Source organism: Streptococcus suis (assembly GCF_017601095.1).
Taxonomy (GTDB): Bacteria; Bacillota; Bacilli; order Lactobacillales; family Streptococcaceae; genus Streptococcus; species Streptococcus suis_Z.
The window spans coordinates 224,599-239,454 of the sequence record NZ_JAGFUX010000004.1; the positions used below are offsets into that span (position 1 = coordinate 224,599).

A 14,856-nucleotide genomic window follows, 5' to 3' on the forward strand; every position below is an offset into this window, starting at 1 on the left:
ATGATTCGTGTAACCATTGCCATGTCAACTTACAATGGTCAAGAATTTTTGAAAGAGCAGCTAGATAGTATTGTCCAGCAAACGATTCTAGACAATCCAGAAGTATCTGTTACTTTTCTCGTCCGAGACGATGGGTCAAGCGATAATACTCTGGCAATTTTGAACGAATATGCAGGTAAGCATCCGAGGCTATCATGGAATATTATTCCTGGTAAGAATATAGGCTGGAAAAAATCCTTTCTAGCTCTAATGGAGGCTGTTTCAAGTGACTTTGTATTTCTATGTGATCAGGATGATATTTGGAACTTGAATAAGTGTCAAGTCATGCTTGATACCATGCAAAGTAATCCTCAAATCGAGGTGCTCATGCATCGCATCGAATATTATTACACTTCAGATGTTGGTGTTAAAAAGATTTTGAACGATTCTTATGAAAAATTAGGAATTTCTAAGAATGATGGTGAGCTTGAAAAGGTTCCTCAGGCTGCTCATTTTTCACATCATCCTTTTCTAGGGTGTTGCTTCTTGTTTACGGATACCATTCGTCAAGAATTTTTAAAAGTGCAGTCTCATCGAGATAATTCGATTGCGCATGATGTGGGCTTGTTTATTTTGTGAGCTGCTCGTAATAGTACTTACTATCTTAATAGACAATTCATTAAATATCGTCAACATTCAAGTAATGCTACAAGTGTTCAAAAGACTCCAAGTATTATTCAACAAGCAAAAAATCAGAAAAAAACAACAAAGATTTTTTATGAAAACCTAATGACAGTTCTAACTAGTATTCAAGAACTCACATCTAATTCTAGTATCAAAAAAGATGCAAGACAGATGTACTTAAGGATTGAGAAAGAATACAAAGCTCTTATCCATCGTAGAGGTCTGCAATTTACAAAACTAAAAAGAGGAGAATTCGGATTTAATAAGTTGATGTTGATTGACATTCTTGTCGCTCTAATCTAGTCTATCCGAAAATAAATTCATGCGTCAAATAAGTCAAGCAGAAATGCGTCAGATTCAACTCGATATGTTAGCATACATTGATCAGATTGCTAGGGACAATCACATAGAATATTCTCTTGGTGGGGGAAGTCTTCTTGGTGCTATGCGGCACAAAGGTTTTATTCCTTGGGATGATGATATTGATTTAATGCTGGAACGTAGTCACTATGAACGGCTAATGAAGATTCTTGCTGAAGATAACAATCCTGATTTTAAATTGCTACACCATTCGACAGAGCGTAATCTCTGGCCTTTTGCAAAGCTTTATCATAGTAAGTCTTGTTATATTAGCAAGACTGACCGTATTCACCCATGGACAGGATTATTTATTGATATCTTCCCGATTGATAAATTGCCAGACAGTCAAGAAGAACGCAACCGCTTTTTCAAAAAAGTGAGGTCAGCAGCAGAGAATCTTAAGTGTACGACCTTTCCCAATTTTGCTAGCGGTTCAAACCATCTTTTCGCTTTTGCTCGCTTAATTTTAGGTATGCCTCGCTTTGCTCTTTATCACGGTCAAGCTAAGCAAAAAGCAGAACAAGTGGATAAAGTGATGTCAACTTATAATGCAACCAGCGCAAAATACAGAGGATATACAGATTCACGCTATCGCTTGAGAGAATGTTTCCCAGCTGAAATCTTTGATACATATGAAGACATATCTTTTGAACATCTGACCGTTCGTAAAATTAAAGAGGATAAGGTTTACCTCAATCAGCTCTATGGAGCTTCCTACATGGAATTGCCGCCAGAGAATAAACGTGAAAGCCACGATTATTATACATGGTATTGGAAGGAGTAGTCATGAATATTGGTGTTATTTTTGCCGGGGGTGTTGGCTCACGTATGCAATCAAAAGGTTTGCCTAAGCAATTTTTAGAAGTTCATGGCAAACCAATTATTGTTCACACTATTGAACTTTTTGAAAATCACCCTGAGATTGATGCCATTGTAGTGGTTTGTGTGGCTGATTGGTTGGATTACATGAATCGCTTGGTGACCAAGTTTTCTTTGACAAAGGTCAAAGCAGTTGTTTCAGGTGGTGAAACGGGCCAAATGTCTATTTTCAATGGTCTTGAGGCTGCTGAGAATATGGCTGGTGATGAAGAAGCTATTGTGCTTATTCATGATGGTGTTCGTCCCCTTATCAATGCTCAGACTATTTCTGATAATATTGCTACAGTGAAGGAATGTGGCACTGCGATTACTTCTGTACCTGCCAAGGAAACGGTCGTTTTAATTGATAGTGACAACAATATTGATGAAGTGGTTGATCGCATGCGTTCTTTTATTGCAAAGGCACCGCAGAGTTTCTATTTAAAGGATATTCTTGAAGTACAACGTGATGCTATCGCTAAAGGAATTACCAATGCGATTGACTCAAGCACTCTGATGGGAATGTATAATCGCAAGTTGAAAATTGTTGAGGGTCCTTCTGAAAATATAAAAATCACGACGCCAGACGATTTTTACACCTTCAAAGCACTTCATGATGCTAAAGAAAACGCACAAATTTTTGGGTTGTAAATGATGATTTCATATAAAAATACGATTGTTCAAGATGATATGAATCGACTTCTGAACGATAAGGCCATTGCTTGGGATAGGTTAAAAAGAAAAACAGTTCTTATTACAGGTGCTAACAGCATGTTGGCAACTTACATGGTCTATGCATTAGTAGCACTCAATGAGCAAAAAAATAGCCAAACCAAGATTGTTGCTACAGCTCGAAATATAGAAAAGGCAAAATTGAGATTTGCTGATGTGTTGGGGCACGATTATTTTGAATTGCTAGAACATGATGTGACAAAGCAATTTGCTTATGAGGAAGAAGTTGATTATATTGTACATGCTGCTAGCAATGCTAGTCCGCGCTTTATTCTCAATGATCCAGTTGGTATCATTGAGGCCAATACGATTGGAACGCTTCATCTATTGAATTTTGCGCGTGAGAAAAAGGTAACGAATTTCTTATTCTTATCAACACGTGAAATTTATGGAAAACCGATTGCTGAAAAAATCAATGAGGAAGCCTATGGTGCTTTTGATATTTTAGAAAGTAGAGCTTGTTACCCAGAAAGTAAGCGAATGGCTGAGACTCTTCTTCGTTCATATTACGATCAGTATGAGGTACCATTCACTGTGGCACGAATTGCGCATTCCTACGGTCCTGGCATGGAAACGGCTAATGATGGTCGCATTATGAGCGATCTTATCAATAATGTTCTCAAAAATGAAGATATTATTCTAAAAAGTGCTGGTACTGCTGAGCGTGCATTTTGTTACTTGTCTGATGCTGTGGCGGGACTCTTTCTAATTATGCTAAATGGAGAGATCACACAGGCCTACAATGTGGCAAATGAAGATAGACCTATTATGATACGTGAGCTAGCGCAGCTTTTAGTTCAACTTTTTCCAGAAAAAGCGATGAAAGTTGTCTTTAATATTCCACAATCAATGAGTGCTGGTTATAGCAGGATGGGGGATAGCCATTTGGATACTGGTAAAATTGAAAATTTGGGTTGGACAAAGCAAGTTCCTCTTGAAGTGGGACTTATTAAGACCGTTCGAAGTTTTGAGGGATAAAAATGGTAAAAACAGCAGTTTTGATGGCTACCTATAATGGTAGTCAGTTTATTGAGAAACAATTAGATTCAATTCGCAAGCAAACTCTGGCTCCAGATTATGTCCTAATGCGGGATGATTGTTCGACAGACGACACGGTAGAAGTGGTAAAAAATTATATCCAGAAATATAATTTATCTGGCTGGTCAATACAGAGGAATGCCAGCAATTTAGGATGGCGCCTAAACTTCCGCCAGTTGATGTTAGATGTTGTTTCCTATGATGTGGACTATGTCTTCTTCTCAGATCAAGATGATATATGGTATTTAGATAAAAATGAACGACAAGTTACAGTCATGGAAGAACGACAAGATATTGATTTGTTGAGTGCGGATATTGATATAGAGGTTCGTTCCGATCGGGCAACGGTTCCGGATCAGTTCCAATTTGATGAGCAGCAACAGGTATCATCCTATCCTAATATTTTCACTTATAGAACTTACCGTCCGGGTTGGACATTCTGTTTACGGAAATTATTTTCTGACATTGTAGTAAGCTACTGGAAGGAGGGAGATCAGATTTCGCATGATAATCTGACTTCAATTGCGGCAGCAATGACTGATCGGGCGGCTAACATGAACGTTAAAGTTGGGAGCCATATTCGATATGAAAACAATGCGAGTGGAAATAAGAAATACGTCTTTACGATAAAATCTTCAAAACAGAAACACATAGAAGGACTTTATGTTTTTTATCGCTTTTATGAAGTTATTGCACAAGTAGCAAGTTATTACAGGCATGATAATAGTAAAATCTTGACTGAAGTTAGTGAGTTTTACAAAGAGCGATATGAAGTGGCGCACTCTAATAAAGTAATGGAAAATCTCTTCTTTGTTATTTCTCACTTATCATATTATGAAAATATGAATGCAGTAGCGAGAGACTTGATTTTTTCATTTAAAAAGTAAGGAATTATGGTAAAAACAGCAGTTTTGATGGCTACCTATAATGGCAGTCAATTTATTGAGAAACAATTAGATTCAATTCGTAAGCAAACTTTGGCTCCGGACTATGTTCTCATGCGGGATGATTGTTCGACAGACGATACGGTAGAAGTGGTAAAAAATTATATCCAGAGATATAATTTATCAGGTTGGTCCATTCAGAAAAATGAACCCAATTTAGGATGGCGTCTAAACTTTCGCCAGTTGATGTTAGATGTTGTTTCTTATGATGTGGACTATGTTTTTTTCTCAGATCAAGATGATATATGGTATTTTGACAAAAACGAACGACAAGTTACAGTCATGGAAGAACGTACAGACATTGATTTATTAAGCGCTGATATTGATATTGAAGTTACTGAGCAGGAGGCGACTGTTCCTAACAACTTTGAGTTTACCGATAGGGAAAATCAACTTTCGCAATATCCAAAAGATTTTTCTTATCATAATTACCGTCAGGGTTGGACTTTTTGTCTCCGAAAAACTTTTCTTGATATTGTTGTTAAATATTATACCGAAGAGTTGATAACTTCGCATGATAATTTAATGGCTGGTATCTCAGGGATTTTGGAAACAGGTTATAATCTGAATCAACCGGTTGGACTTCATGTTCGTCACGGTGGAAATGCTAGTGGAAATATTCTTGGTCTGCACAGTAATCATGCCAGACACATCGCTGAGCTCCATATCGTAAAAAGCTATTATCAAGTACTTGTCCCAGTCCTAAGAGAAAAAAAAAGCTTAGCTTTGTCCAAGGCACAAGCCTATTTGGATTTTAACCGTAGACGCTTGACAAATGCAAAGCAGAAGAAATTTTTTGCAACTTTAACACAGATGGTGACGGATGGAAACTATTATGACAGCCTGACAAATCGCTTACGCGATGCCATTTTCTTATTTAAAAAATAATATGGAGTTAGAATGAAAAAATTGATGCAGGTCTTTGAACCAAAGCATATTCATAAAACATATCTGGTTTTGGCTTTGACCATAGGTACCATTTTCAGCCTTTTCATGCCCTTTTTTAATGAACCAGATGGACAATATCATTTGGCAGTTTCAGGGAAAGTTGTTAATAACATTATTGACACTTCAAGATACGGAGAGTATAGGATTGACTCTGGTATGGCAAGACAGGGGAGCTCTTATAAAAATGGAACGCGTTTTGAAAAGTACTACCTGAATAAAGCAGTCTTTATAGAAGATAGCGATATGCCACGTGACATTAGATACAGCTATCTTGATTTTACTTTCTGGGGGCACGTTGTGCCGGGGATTGGACTACTTATCGGTAAATATATATACCCTTCTATGGGAGTTATGATTACTGTAGCTAGGCTTTTATCTGTGATATTGAATAGTATACTAATAGGTCTCATTATAAAAAAAGCCAAATTTGGGAAGTTGATTTATTTTGCTATTTTCTTAAGTCCTGTGGCATTAAACTCTTTTGCAAGTCTTTCCTACGATTCTACAGGATATGTTGCGGTTGCATTTCTCCTGATGGTGGTCTTCAATGCTATAGCTGAACAGAGAATTACTCGTCAGAATCGCAACAAATTTTTATTGGGCAGTTTCTTTATTATTACAGCTTCCAAATGGAACTATTGGTTTCTAATTGCTTTGTGGCCGATTTTAGAATTGAGTTTTACGGAATCGTTTGATAAAATCCGTCAGAAAATCATACAGTTAGGACAAAAAATAGTTTTACGTAAACGAAATATTGTTTTTTCAACTTTGGCAGTATTAGGACTAGGCTTTATTGCGGCTATTTTTCTAACACGGAATCATGGCGGTTTATTTTACGTTATTCAACGCTATTTGATGACTTTTGGTTACAATTATGCAGGTCTTGATTTACTTTCCAATGATATCACCTCTTGGTTAGCAGCTCCATATCCTAGCCAGAACTATATACCGATTTGGGTATCAGCTGTCTGGTATTTAATGATTTTTCTTGTTATTTTTTCAGAACAAAAATTTGTTAAAATTAAGTACCTAGGATATGTTGCCTTTTTATTCTTTACGATAGGTGTTTTGGGTGTCTATTACACAATGCTTGGCTATAACGGGGCTAGAACGAGTTATATTGAAGGAGTTCAAGGTCGCTATTTCACACCTACCTTGTTACTCTTGCAGTTGATGGGGTCGGCTGTGATGCCACAATTAAATCGTTCGGCACGTCAGGTTGTACCAATCTTTGTGACCCTATTGGTTATTGTTTCAAATGTCTTATTGATTTTTGATACCACCATTGGACTTATAATGAGGTAAGTATGAAATTAGTTAAAAATATGATTTATAATGCTTCATATCAAATTTTGGCATTATTATTGCCACTGATTACAACACCTTATGTTGCAAGAGTTCTATCTCCAGAAGGAATTGGAATCAATGCGTATACGGGATCCATTGTTACTTACTTTACATTGGCTGCAGCGCTTGGAGTTGGTCTTTATGGGAATCGTGAAATTGCGTATGTTCAAAGAGATAGAGAGAAGCGTAGTAGAGTTTTTTGGGAATTGGTTTTGCTAAAATTTGCCTCAACTGCAGCCTCTAGTCTGGTGTTTCTAGTATTGGTCATAGCTAGTAACAAATGGCAATTTTATTTTCTTATTCAAGGACTTAATCTTTTATCTGTTGCAACGGATATTTCCTGGTATTACACTGGCCGGGAAGATTTTAAGAGAATTGTTGTTAGAAATACAATTGTTAGACTAACGACAGTGGTTCTCACTTTCTTACTTGTTAAGACTGCAGAAGATCTTTGGATTTACATGGCTTTAATTGCTGGTTCTACCGTTCTAGGAAATTTAACAGTGTGGCCTTATCTAAAGACAGAGGTTATATGGCTTCCGCTGAGAGAACTCAATATCTGGAGACACTTCCTACCAACCTTGGGTCTTTTTTTGCCTCAAATTACCATGCAAATTTATTTATCTCTCAATAAAAGTATGTTAGGTTTGATGGATACTGTCGTTAGTGCAGGATATTTTGACCAGTCAGATAAGATTGTAAGAATTCTGTTCACTTTGGTAGCTTCTATTGGTGGAGTTTTTCTTCCTCGTTTATCAGCACTCTTTTCTGAAAATAAAAGAGAGGATGCTAGAAGTCTTTTGCTGAAGTTGATTGACCTTAGCAATGCGATTTCAATGCTCTTGATTGCAGGATTAGTAGCTGTTTCAGGGACTTTTGCTACGTACTTTTTCGGTAATGAATACGGCCCTGTTGCCCCTTTGATGCAAGTTCAATCATTAATGATTATCCTCATTTCTTACGGAAATGCTTTAGGGACACAATATCTCCTAGCTTCCAAGAGAACTAAAGACTATACCATTTCGGCAGTTGCAGGATTGGTGACAAATATTATTTTAAATATAATTTTGATTCCAAGAATGAGCGCCATGGGTGCAGTGATTTCAACAGTTCTGACTGAGTTAGTTGTGTCTGGTTATCAAGCTTATTCCCTCAGAGATGTCTTTAGTTTCAGAGAATTGACAAATGGTATGTGGAAATACAGTCTATCCGCATTTGTAACAATGGGGGTTGTTCACTATTTGAATAATCATATGTCTGTCAATCTATTGAACTATACCTTACAAGCGGTTCTAGGTGCTACAATTTATATATGTATGGTGCTTCTATTAAAAGCACCAGTTATTACGTTAGTAAAGGATTTTAAACGATGAAATTTTTGGCAGGAATTGTGACCTTTAATCCTGAAATAGAGCGTCTGAGAAAAAATATCGAAGCAGTTATTTCTCAAGTGGATAAATTAGTTATTGTCGATAATGGCTCAGATAATCTATCAATTCTCCAGACTACTTTTTCAGAAGTGGAAGTCATTCCTTTGCACTCAAACAAGGGGATTGCCGCTGCTTTAAATATTATCGGTCAATATGCTATTGATAATCATTACAACTGGTTTCTTACTTTGGATCAAGATACGATTATCAATGATGATTTAATGCAGATTTATATGCCGTATTTGGATTTACCTCAAGTAGGAACATTATCCTGTTTATATCGAGATTTGAATCAGGAAGATTTAAGAATCTATAGTAATAAATTTGAGGAGGTTTCATGTGTGATCACCTCGGCTGCCTTGATGAAAACGTCAGTTTTTGAAATTTCCAAGCGTTTTGATGAATGGATGTTTATTGATATGGTGGATTACGATATTAACTTTGAGTTCCAACGTCTTGGTTATAAAGTTTATAGGGTCAATCAAATTGGATTTATTCATGAAATAGGTGAAGCTAAGAAAATAAATTTCTTGGGTAGAACAGCCTATACCTCTAATCACTCTGCACTCCGAAAATATTATCGCGTTAGAAATAGTGTTTATTTATATAAAAAATATGGGAAAAATGCTACAACAAAATCTTTTTTAATTCAGTGCCGTGATGAGTTTATTAAAATTTTTCTTTATGAAAATCAGAAATGGCAAAAATTATCAGCTATGGTTCGTGGTTTGATTGACGGTTTGAAAGTAAAGGTTGAAAAAAATGTCTAACCAAAAAACAATTGCCTTTTTTTCAGGATACTATCTGCCTTTTTTAGGAGGTATTGAGCGTTATACGGACAAGTTGACGGAAGAACTGACAAAGATGGGATACCGCATCATCATGGTGACTAGCAAGCATGATGAGAGTTTAGCTGATAGTGAGAAAATGCTAGATGGACGTGTGATTTACCGTCTCCCTGTTAAGAACCTTTTCAAGCAACGTTATCCTATCTTAGATATCAATGATGCTTATCGTCAGTTGATGGCTGCTTTGTCAGAGGAAGAGATTGACTATGTTATCTGCAATACCCGCTTTCACCTCACAACTCTTACGGGGCTCCGCTTTGCTAAGAGGAAAGGCATTCCTAGCCTAGTCATCGATCATGGGTCGAGTCACTTTACGGTTAATAATCGTTTTCTTGATTTCTTTGGTGCTATATATGAGCATGTGCTAACTGCCTATGTGAAGCGACTGACCAAACATTTTTATGCGGTCTCGGAGCGCTCCGCCCAATGGCTGACGCATTTTGGGATAAAAGCTGAAGGTGTGATTTATAATTCGGTTCCAGCTAATCTGGCTCTAGATTTTTCAACAAGTCGTTTGTTGGATAAGTCTGAGGATGAGATTTTTGTCACCTATGCTGGGCGCTTGCTTAAAGAAAAAGGAATAGAAGTTCTTTTGGAAGCTTTCGAACTTAGTCAGTTTCCGGATACAGTTAAGTTGAATATCGCTGGAGACGGCCCTCTGTTTGATGAGTTGAGAGCACAATATGGGTCAGACCGTATTCGTTTTCTTGGGAAATGTGACTTTAAGGACACTATGTCTTTGATGGCGCAGACGGATATTTTTGTTTATCCATCAATGTATCCAGAAGGTTTACCGACTTCAATCCTGGAAGCTGGTCTGTTAAGCTCTGCCATTATCGCTACTGATAGAGGGGGGACCATTGAAGTCATCAATTGTGATGATTTGGGTGTTATCATTGAAGAAAATGTGCAGTCCTTAGCGCATGCTTTGAAGGATTTGGTAGCTGATGAGACTAAAAGGCTAGCTTTACAAGTTAATATCCATAAACAGATTTTAGAGAATTTTACTTGGACACAAACAGCTAAGCATGTGGAGAATATATTGAAAGGTATGCGATGAAGGTATAAAAAGATGTTCTGGAATTACCAAATAATGAAGTATATTGAAAAACATTCCAAAGTAAATTAACGCTCTCTATCAACTGTAATAGGATTAGGAAAGTTTAACATTTTGAGAGGACCCATTTGGTCTTCTCTTTTTAATAGTTGGGGCAATCAAAAACCGTTTTTTACACTTTTGGAATTTACTGAAACTATCGGCATTGTTTTTAAAGAATTTGATAAGGCTGTTAGTAGCATATTATTTTCTGTTCGATGATGGAAAAGAAGTGTTTTGAGTTCTTTTCTTGGTAATGAAATAAGAGTAACTGGTAACGTTCATAATGCTATTGAAACTCATCTGAAGAGGATTAGAGATTTTCTAGGATTTCAAATGCACCCGCAACATAGGACGATAAAATTGTTTATTACTGTGCTTGTGGCAATCTTATTGTATCAAAGTCCTGTAGTGTGTCTAAGCTTCATATTCGTGAGATTTTCTATTGAATTGATTCAAGATTTGTATCCGAATCCGTTTAACATGACGGAGATTCTACACAATGTGGAAGCGGTGTAGAATAATTTTAGCGTTAGGTGATGGTTATTTAGCCAATTTGTAGTAGGTGCAAAATTCTGACTTTGCTCGATTTCGTACCTTTTAGGGTAGCTTAGAAAGTGGTTTCAACTAATTAATTTGGTTCTTCTATCAGGGATATTGATGACATCTAAGGAGTTGAAATCTTGTACAATTAAACTCATTTTCTTTTAATAAATGTTGTTTAAGAAGAATAAGTAGCGAGAAGCTAGCTGATTCTAGGTCATAGTCAGTGTAATTCAAGTGAACGAGTACTCATACTATACTCATCAATGATGATTATTTGTCTCTAATTCTGAGGAAATTTAGGATAGAATCTTCGCTTTTCAATTTATAAGCTCAAGACTCACCTCCTTGATTCTCGAGTTACCTCCATAGGAGTTTTTCTAATGTGAGTATACTAGGTAGGGATTTTTTACTCTCAAAAAGCAACAAATATGGAAATTTTTCAAAAAATTCTGTTGTGCGGCTATTGCTTTTATTTGTTAAACTGTACAAAAGTGGTATTTGAAGCTATTAATTTTATGAGAGAGGGAATGCTTTAGAAAGTTTTTTCTACCAAAAATCCAATTGTTCTATAAAAAGACTGAATTTTTCCGTATGAAAATATTTCTTTTTATGCTAAAATAATATGAAGGTGGTACTATGATTAAAATCTTTGGTAAGGTTCGCTACCATTGGCAACCAGAGTTGGCCTGGGCAATCATTTATTGGTCTATGGCTGTGGCGCCAGTATTCATTGGTCTGTCGCTTTTGTATGAAAAAGCTAGGATTCCAAATGTGATTTTTATCCTCTTCTTGGTATTTATCCTGTTATTTGGAGCAGGCTTTCATCGTTATTTTGTATTGGAAGAAGCTGATTTGCGAATTGCTTCTGCAAATCCTTTTCGTAAGAATCGCATCTCGATTGCAAGTATAGAAAAAGTAGAGGTATCGATTCTTTCTATCACACTCTACTCTAACGATTATCCATCGGGCTTGTCCTTTTGTATGCGGAAATGGCCCAAGAAATATTTTATTAATGATTTGGCCCTTCATAGTCACTTCCAAGGTGAAGTAGAGCTGGTTGACCATTTAAAAAAACAAGATTACTTTGAAGTATATTATTCAGAAAAAGCCAAATCAGTCCGCTAAAATGGCTTTGGTTGGACAGGATTTGGCTGCAAGTAATAATTCTAATTGGTCTGGAAATTCTTTTTCTAGGGATGCTGGGTCGGATGCTAAAAGGACAATTCCGTCATCATCATAGTCAAATTCATTTGAGATGGTTTGGCAGAGGCCGCAAGCGATACATTTTTCTGGAATTAATTGAATTTTCATACCTATATTTTAACGATTTATAATAAAAAAGACAAGGAGAAGCATTATGTCACAGGAACCATGGAATGAAGAAATTTACGAAGCAACTGAAACCAGTCGCAAGAGTCGTTTGATGAAGGGCTATTCTAGTACGAAGGTATTTACAATATTAGCCGTTATTTTTGCGATAATTGTTTTGGGAATTATTATCACAGCACTTTATTTGTCAATGGGCGGCAGCAATACAAATTCAACAGAAGGTTTTTATAATCCAAGTGCTAGTTCTGCTGTAGCTAGTTCATCAACTGAAACGAGTACCTCATCATCTCCGACTGAATCAAGCGAGAGTACGGAAGCATTAACGGAAGCTTCTAGCGAAGAAACAACCCCTTCTTCCAGTAGCTCTTTGACGGATACAGGAGATGGTTCAACATTAACAGTTCAACCAGGTGAAGGTGTTGGGTCACTAGCTGCGCGTGCGGGGATTTCTATTGCCCAGTTAGAAAGTTTGAATCCTGAAAAGATGACAACTGGTTCTTGGTTGGCTCATCCTGGTGACGTTGTTCGGATTAAGTAAAAGGGGAAAGATGAAATCAATTCAAATTGCTATTGACGGCCCAGCTTCAAGTGGAAAATCGACGGTTGCTAAAATTATTGCAAAAAACTTTGGTTACACCTATCTGGACACAGGTGCCATGTACCGTGCGGTAACCTTGCTGGCTTTGGAAAACAAGCTAGGTGAGCAAGAAGTAGATGCTCTCCTTTCCTTGTTAGACAAAGAGCCTATTTCCTTTGGGAGAAGTGCGGACGGTCAGCAACAGGTCTTCCTTGGCCAACGTGATGTCAGCCTTGCCATTCGCGATAATGATGTGACCAACAACGTATCTTGGGTGTCTGCTCTGGCTCCAGTTCGTGAGAAGCTGGTCGATTTGCAGCAGCAGATTGCCCAAGCAGGTGGTATTGTTATGGACGGTCGTGACATCGGTACGGTTGTCTTACCTCAGGCAGAACTCAAGATTTTCCTGATTGCCTCAGTGGAAGAGCGTGCCCTTCGTCGTTTTAAGGAAAATACGGAACGTGGCATCGAGACAGACTTGGAAACCTTGAAAGAGGAGATTGCGGCGCGTGATTTGAAAGACAGTACCCGAGCAGTTTCTCCACTGAAAGCAGCAGATGATGCCATTACTTTCGATACGACAGGTGTGTCAATCGACGGCGTTGTTGCATTTATTTCAGAAAAAGCGAAAGAAATCCTTGACAGATAGTTTGGGACATGATAGAATAGTCGTATTGAGAAAAGCAGAAGTGAGAGCTTCTCGCCTTGCGACTAACGTTGTCTGGCCCTACATGTTCAAGATTTCTTCGGAAAGACTAATGATGTAGTGCGGACTTGTGTAGCAAGTCCGTTTCGTTTTTCTCGAAAAAAATAAAATGAGGTGAAAAGCCATAGCAAAGCAAGATTTGTTCATCAATGATGAAATTCGAGTGCGTGAAGTTCGTCTAATCGGTCTTGACGGTGAACAGTTAGGAATCAAACCACTTAACGAAGCCCAGTCATTAGCTGACGCAGCTAACGTTGATTTAGTATTGATTCAACCGCAAGCTAAACCACCTGTTGCGAAAATTATGGACTACGGTAAGTTCAAATTTGAGTATCAGAAGAAACAGAAAGAACAACGCAAAAAACAAAGTGTTGTCACTGTGAAAGAAGTTCGTCTCAGCCCAGTTATTGACAAGGGGGATTTCGAGACTAAGCTTCGTAATGCCCGTAAGTTCCTTGAAAAAGGGAACAAGGTCAAAGTATCAATCCGCTTTAAAGGTCGGATGATTACCCATAAGGAAGTTGGAGCGAAAGTATTAGCGGAGTTCGCTGAAGCAACGCAAGACATTGCGATTATCGAACAACGTGCTAAGATGGACGGACGTCAAATGTTTATGCAATTGGCCCCAGCTTCAGACAAAAAATAAGCTTTTTAGCAAAAGGAGAATATCATGCCAAAACAAAAAACTCACCGCGCATCAGCTAAACGTTTCAAACGTACAGGTTCTGGTGGATTGAAACGCTTCCGCGCATATACTTCACACCGTTTCCACGGTAAAACTAAAAAACAACGTCGTCACCTTCGTAAAGCAGGTATGGTACATGCTGGTGACTTTAAGCGTATCAAGTCAATGCTTACACAAATGCGCTAAGCACTGATACTGTACTACTATTATTTGAATTATTTGGAGGAAAATTAAATGGCACGTGTTAAAGGTGGCGTTGTTTCTCGTAAACGCCGTAAACGTATTTTAAAATTAGCTAAAGGTTACTATGGAGCTAAACATCTCTTGTTCCGCACTGCGAAAGAACAAGTAATGAACTCTTACTACTATGCATACCGTGACCGCCGTCAGAAAAAACGTGATTTCCGTAAATTGTGGATCACTCGTATCAATGCGGCTGCTCGTATGAACGGTTTGTCATACTCACAATTGATGCACGGTTTGAAATTGGCAGAAATCGAAGTAAACCGCAAAATGCTTGCTGACTTGGCAGTAAATGATGCAGCAGCTTTCACTGCTCTTGCAGATGCTGCTAAAGCAAAACTTGGAAAATAATCTTTGAATATTTTCAAAAGACTGGCTTTGAACTGACCCCAAAAAATTGGACAAATAATTATTGAAAGGATTTAGTTCTGTATTGGACAGGACTAAGTCCTTTTAATTTTGCTTTTATTCGTTTGTTGTTGTAGTAAAAAATATAATCTGTAATA

18 protein-coding genes, 1 pseudogene and 1 other annotated feature are annotated in these 14,856 nt (G+C 37.6%); of the genes and pseudogenes, 16 read left to right on the forward strand and 3 right to left on the reverse strand.

The features are described 5' to 3' along the window. The 10 genes from J5566_RS05250 (at window position 1) to J5566_RS05295 (ending at window position 10,228) form a co-directional block, all read left to right on the forward strand. On the forward strand, window positions 1-618 hold the full coding sequence (locus tag J5566_RS05250) for a glycosyltransferase (RefSeq protein ID WP_208562401.1): 618 nt from the start codon (window positions 1-3) through the stop codon (window positions 616-618). Between the two features lie 367 nt (window positions 619-985). Next, window positions 986-1,807 (forward strand): LicD family protein, encoded by an 822-nt coding sequence (locus J5566_RS05255; RefSeq protein WP_208562402.1) that lies wholly within the window; start codon window positions 986-988, stop codon window positions 1,805-1,807. A gap of 2 nt (window positions 1,808-1,809) precedes the next feature. Next, window positions 1,810-2,532, forward strand: coding sequence for an IspD/TarI family cytidylyltransferase (locus tag J5566_RS05260; RefSeq protein ID WP_208562403.1), 723 nt, complete (start codon window positions 1,810-1,812; stop codon window positions 2,530-2,532). Next, a complete protein-coding gene (locus J5566_RS05265) occupies window positions 2,533-3,591 on the forward strand; it encodes an NAD-dependent epimerase/dehydratase family protein (RefSeq protein ID WP_208562404.1) in 1,059 nt (352 codons plus the stop codon). Between the two features lie 2 nt (window positions 3,592-3,593). After that, window positions 3,594-4,538: a glycosyltransferase gene (locus tag J5566_RS05270; RefSeq protein WP_208562405.1), complete on the forward strand. Its 945-nt coding sequence runs from the start codon at window positions 3,594-3,596 to the stop codon at window positions 4,536-4,538. A 6-nt stretch (window positions 4,539-4,544) separates the two neighbouring features. Next, window positions 4,545-5,483, forward strand: coding sequence for a glycosyltransferase (locus J5566_RS05275; RefSeq protein ID WP_208562406.1), 939 nt, complete (start codon window positions 4,545-4,547; stop codon window positions 5,481-5,483). A 12-nt stretch (window positions 5,484-5,495) separates the two neighbouring features. Continuing rightward, window positions 5,496-6,848, forward strand: coding sequence for a DUF2142 domain-containing protein (locus J5566_RS05280; protein ID WP_208562407.1), 1,353 nt, complete (start codon window positions 5,496-5,498; stop codon window positions 6,846-6,848). A 2-nt stretch (window positions 6,849-6,850) separates the two neighbouring features. Next, window positions 6,851-8,263 carry a polysaccharide biosynthesis C-terminal domain-containing protein gene (locus J5566_RS05285; RefSeq protein ID WP_208562408.1) on the forward strand — a complete coding sequence of 471 codons (1,413 nt, stop codon included), beginning with the start codon at window positions 6,851-6,853 and terminating at the stop codon, window positions 8,261-8,263. Then, complete coding sequence (locus J5566_RS05290; protein WP_208562409.1) at window positions 8,260-9,090, forward strand: glycosyltransferase; 831 nt, start codon at window positions 8,260-8,262, stop codon at window positions 9,088-9,090. Before J5566_RS05285 ends, J5566_RS05290 begins: the two co-directional genes overlap by 4 nt. Further along, window positions 9,083-10,228, forward strand: coding sequence for a glycosyltransferase family 4 protein (locus tag J5566_RS05295; protein ID WP_208562410.1), 1,146 nt, complete (start codon window positions 9,083-9,085; stop codon window positions 10,226-10,228). The genes J5566_RS05290 and J5566_RS05295 overlap by 8 nt, the downstream gene beginning before the upstream one ends. A 103-nt stretch (window positions 10,229-10,331) precedes the next feature. On the opposite strand, the pseudogene J5566_RS10520 reads toward J5566_RS05295, so the two are convergent. Next, a pseudogene (locus tag J5566_RS10520) lies at window positions 10,332-10,968 on the reverse strand (transposase); the annotation flags it as partial. Between the two features lie 478 nt (window positions 10,969-11,446). Between J5566_RS10520 and J5566_RS05300 the strand changes: the two are divergent. Beyond that, on the forward strand, window positions 11,447-11,935 hold the full coding sequence (locus J5566_RS05300; protein ID WP_208562411.1) for an EbsA family protein: 489 nt from the start codon (window positions 11,447-11,449) through the stop codon (window positions 11,933-11,935). On the opposite strand, the gene J5566_RS05305 is transcribed toward J5566_RS05300, so the two are convergent. Next, complete coding sequence (locus J5566_RS05305) at window positions 11,924-12,121, reverse strand: ferredoxin (RefSeq protein WP_208562412.1); 198 nt, start codon at window positions 12,119-12,121, stop codon at window positions 11,924-11,926. The genes J5566_RS05300 and J5566_RS05305 overlap by 12 nt on opposite strands. Window positions 12,122-12,167: 46 nt before the next feature. Between J5566_RS05305 and J5566_RS05310 the strand changes: the two genes are divergently transcribed. The 5 genes from J5566_RS05310 (at window position 12,168) to rplT (ending at window position 14,701) form a co-directional block, all read left to right on the forward strand. Continuing rightward, on the forward strand, window positions 12,168-12,677 hold the full coding sequence (locus J5566_RS05310) for an SAG1386/EF1546 family surface-associated protein (RefSeq protein ID WP_208562413.1): 510 nt from the start codon (window positions 12,168-12,170) through the stop codon (window positions 12,675-12,677). 10 nt (window positions 12,678-12,687) lie between these two features. Then, window positions 12,688-13,365, forward strand: coding sequence for a (d)CMP kinase (cmk, locus tag J5566_RS05315; protein WP_208562414.1), 678 nt, complete (start codon window positions 12,688-12,690; stop codon window positions 13,363-13,365). Window positions 13,366-13,391: 26 nt separating this feature from the next. Further along, window positions 13,392-13,521 (forward strand) — a sequence feature (ribosomal protein L20 leader region). A 25-nt stretch (window positions 13,522-13,546) separates the two neighbouring features. Further along, window positions 13,547-14,068, forward strand: coding sequence for a translation initiation factor IF-3 (infC, locus tag J5566_RS05320; RefSeq protein WP_208562419.1), 522 nt, complete (start codon window positions 13,547-13,549; stop codon window positions 14,066-14,068). A gap of 24 nt (window positions 14,069-14,092) precedes the next feature. After that, window positions 14,093-14,293: a 50S ribosomal protein L35 gene (gene rpmI, locus J5566_RS05325; RefSeq protein ID WP_024375714.1), complete on the forward strand. Its 201-nt coding sequence runs from the start codon at window positions 14,093-14,095 to the stop codon at window positions 14,291-14,293. Between the two features lie 48 nt (window positions 14,294-14,341). Continuing rightward, window positions 14,342-14,701 (forward strand): 50S ribosomal protein L20, encoded by a 360-nt coding sequence (gene rplT / locus J5566_RS05330; protein ID WP_024531755.1) that lies wholly within the window; start codon window positions 14,342-14,344, stop codon window positions 14,699-14,701. 58 nt (window positions 14,702-14,759) lie between these two features. Here the strand turns inward: rplT and J5566_RS05335 are convergent. Continuing rightward, the coding region (locus tag J5566_RS05335) for an IS3 family transposase (protein WP_136117368.1) at window positions 14,760-14,856 on the reverse strand (97 nt) is incomplete at its 5' end.

Coding starts and splice junctions, on each gene's coding strand:
- J5566_RS05250 (WP_208562401.1), top strand. CDS start 1: ATGATTCGTGTAACCATTGCCATGTCAACTTACAATGGTCAAGAATTT.
- J5566_RS05255 (WP_208562402.1), top strand. CDS start 986: ATGCGTCAAATAAGTCAAGCAGAAATGCGTCAGATTCAACTCGATATG.
- J5566_RS05260 (WP_208562403.1), top strand. CDS start 1,810: ATGAATATTGGTGTTATTTTTGCCGGGGGTGTTGGCTCACGTATGCAA.
- J5566_RS05265 (WP_208562404.1), top strand. CDS start 2,533: ATGATGATTTCATATAAAAATACGATTGTTCAAGATGATATGAATCGA.
- J5566_RS05270 (WP_208562405.1), top strand. CDS start 3,594: ATGGTAAAAACAGCAGTTTTGATGGCTACCTATAATGGTAGTCAGTTT.
- J5566_RS05275 (WP_208562406.1), top strand. CDS start 4,545: ATGGTAAAAACAGCAGTTTTGATGGCTACCTATAATGGCAGTCAATTT.
- J5566_RS05280 (WP_208562407.1), top strand. CDS start 5,496: ATGAAAAAATTGATGCAGGTCTTTGAACCAAAGCATATTCATAAAACA.
- J5566_RS05285 (WP_208562408.1), top strand. CDS start 6,851: ATGAAATTAGTTAAAAATATGATTTATAATGCTTCATATCAAATTTTG.
- J5566_RS05290 (WP_208562409.1), top strand. CDS start 8,260: ATGAAATTTTTGGCAGGAATTGTGACCTTTAATCCTGAAATAGAGCGT.
- J5566_RS05295 (WP_208562410.1), top strand. CDS start 9,083: ATGTCTAACCAAAAAACAATTGCCTTTTTTTCAGGATACTATCTGCCT.
- J5566_RS05300 (WP_208562411.1), top strand. CDS start 11,447: ATGATTAAAATCTTTGGTAAGGTTCGCTACCATTGGCAACCAGAGTTG.
- J5566_RS05305 (WP_208562412.1), bottom strand. CDS start 12,121: ATGAAAATTCAATTAATTCCAGAAAAATGTATCGCTTGCGGCCTCTGC.
- J5566_RS05310 (WP_208562413.1), top strand. CDS start 12,168: ATGTCACAGGAACCATGGAATGAAGAAATTTACGAAGCAACTGAAACC.
- cmk (WP_208562414.1), top strand. CDS start 12,688: ATGAAATCAATTCAAATTGCTATTGACGGCCCAGCTTCAAGTGGAAAA.
- rpmI (WP_024375714.1), top strand. CDS start 14,093: ATGCCAAAACAAAAAACTCACCGCGCATCAGCTAAACGTTTCAAACGT.
- rplT (WP_024531755.1), top strand. CDS start 14,342: ATGGCACGTGTTAAAGGTGGCGTTGTTTCTCGTAAACGCCGTAAACGT.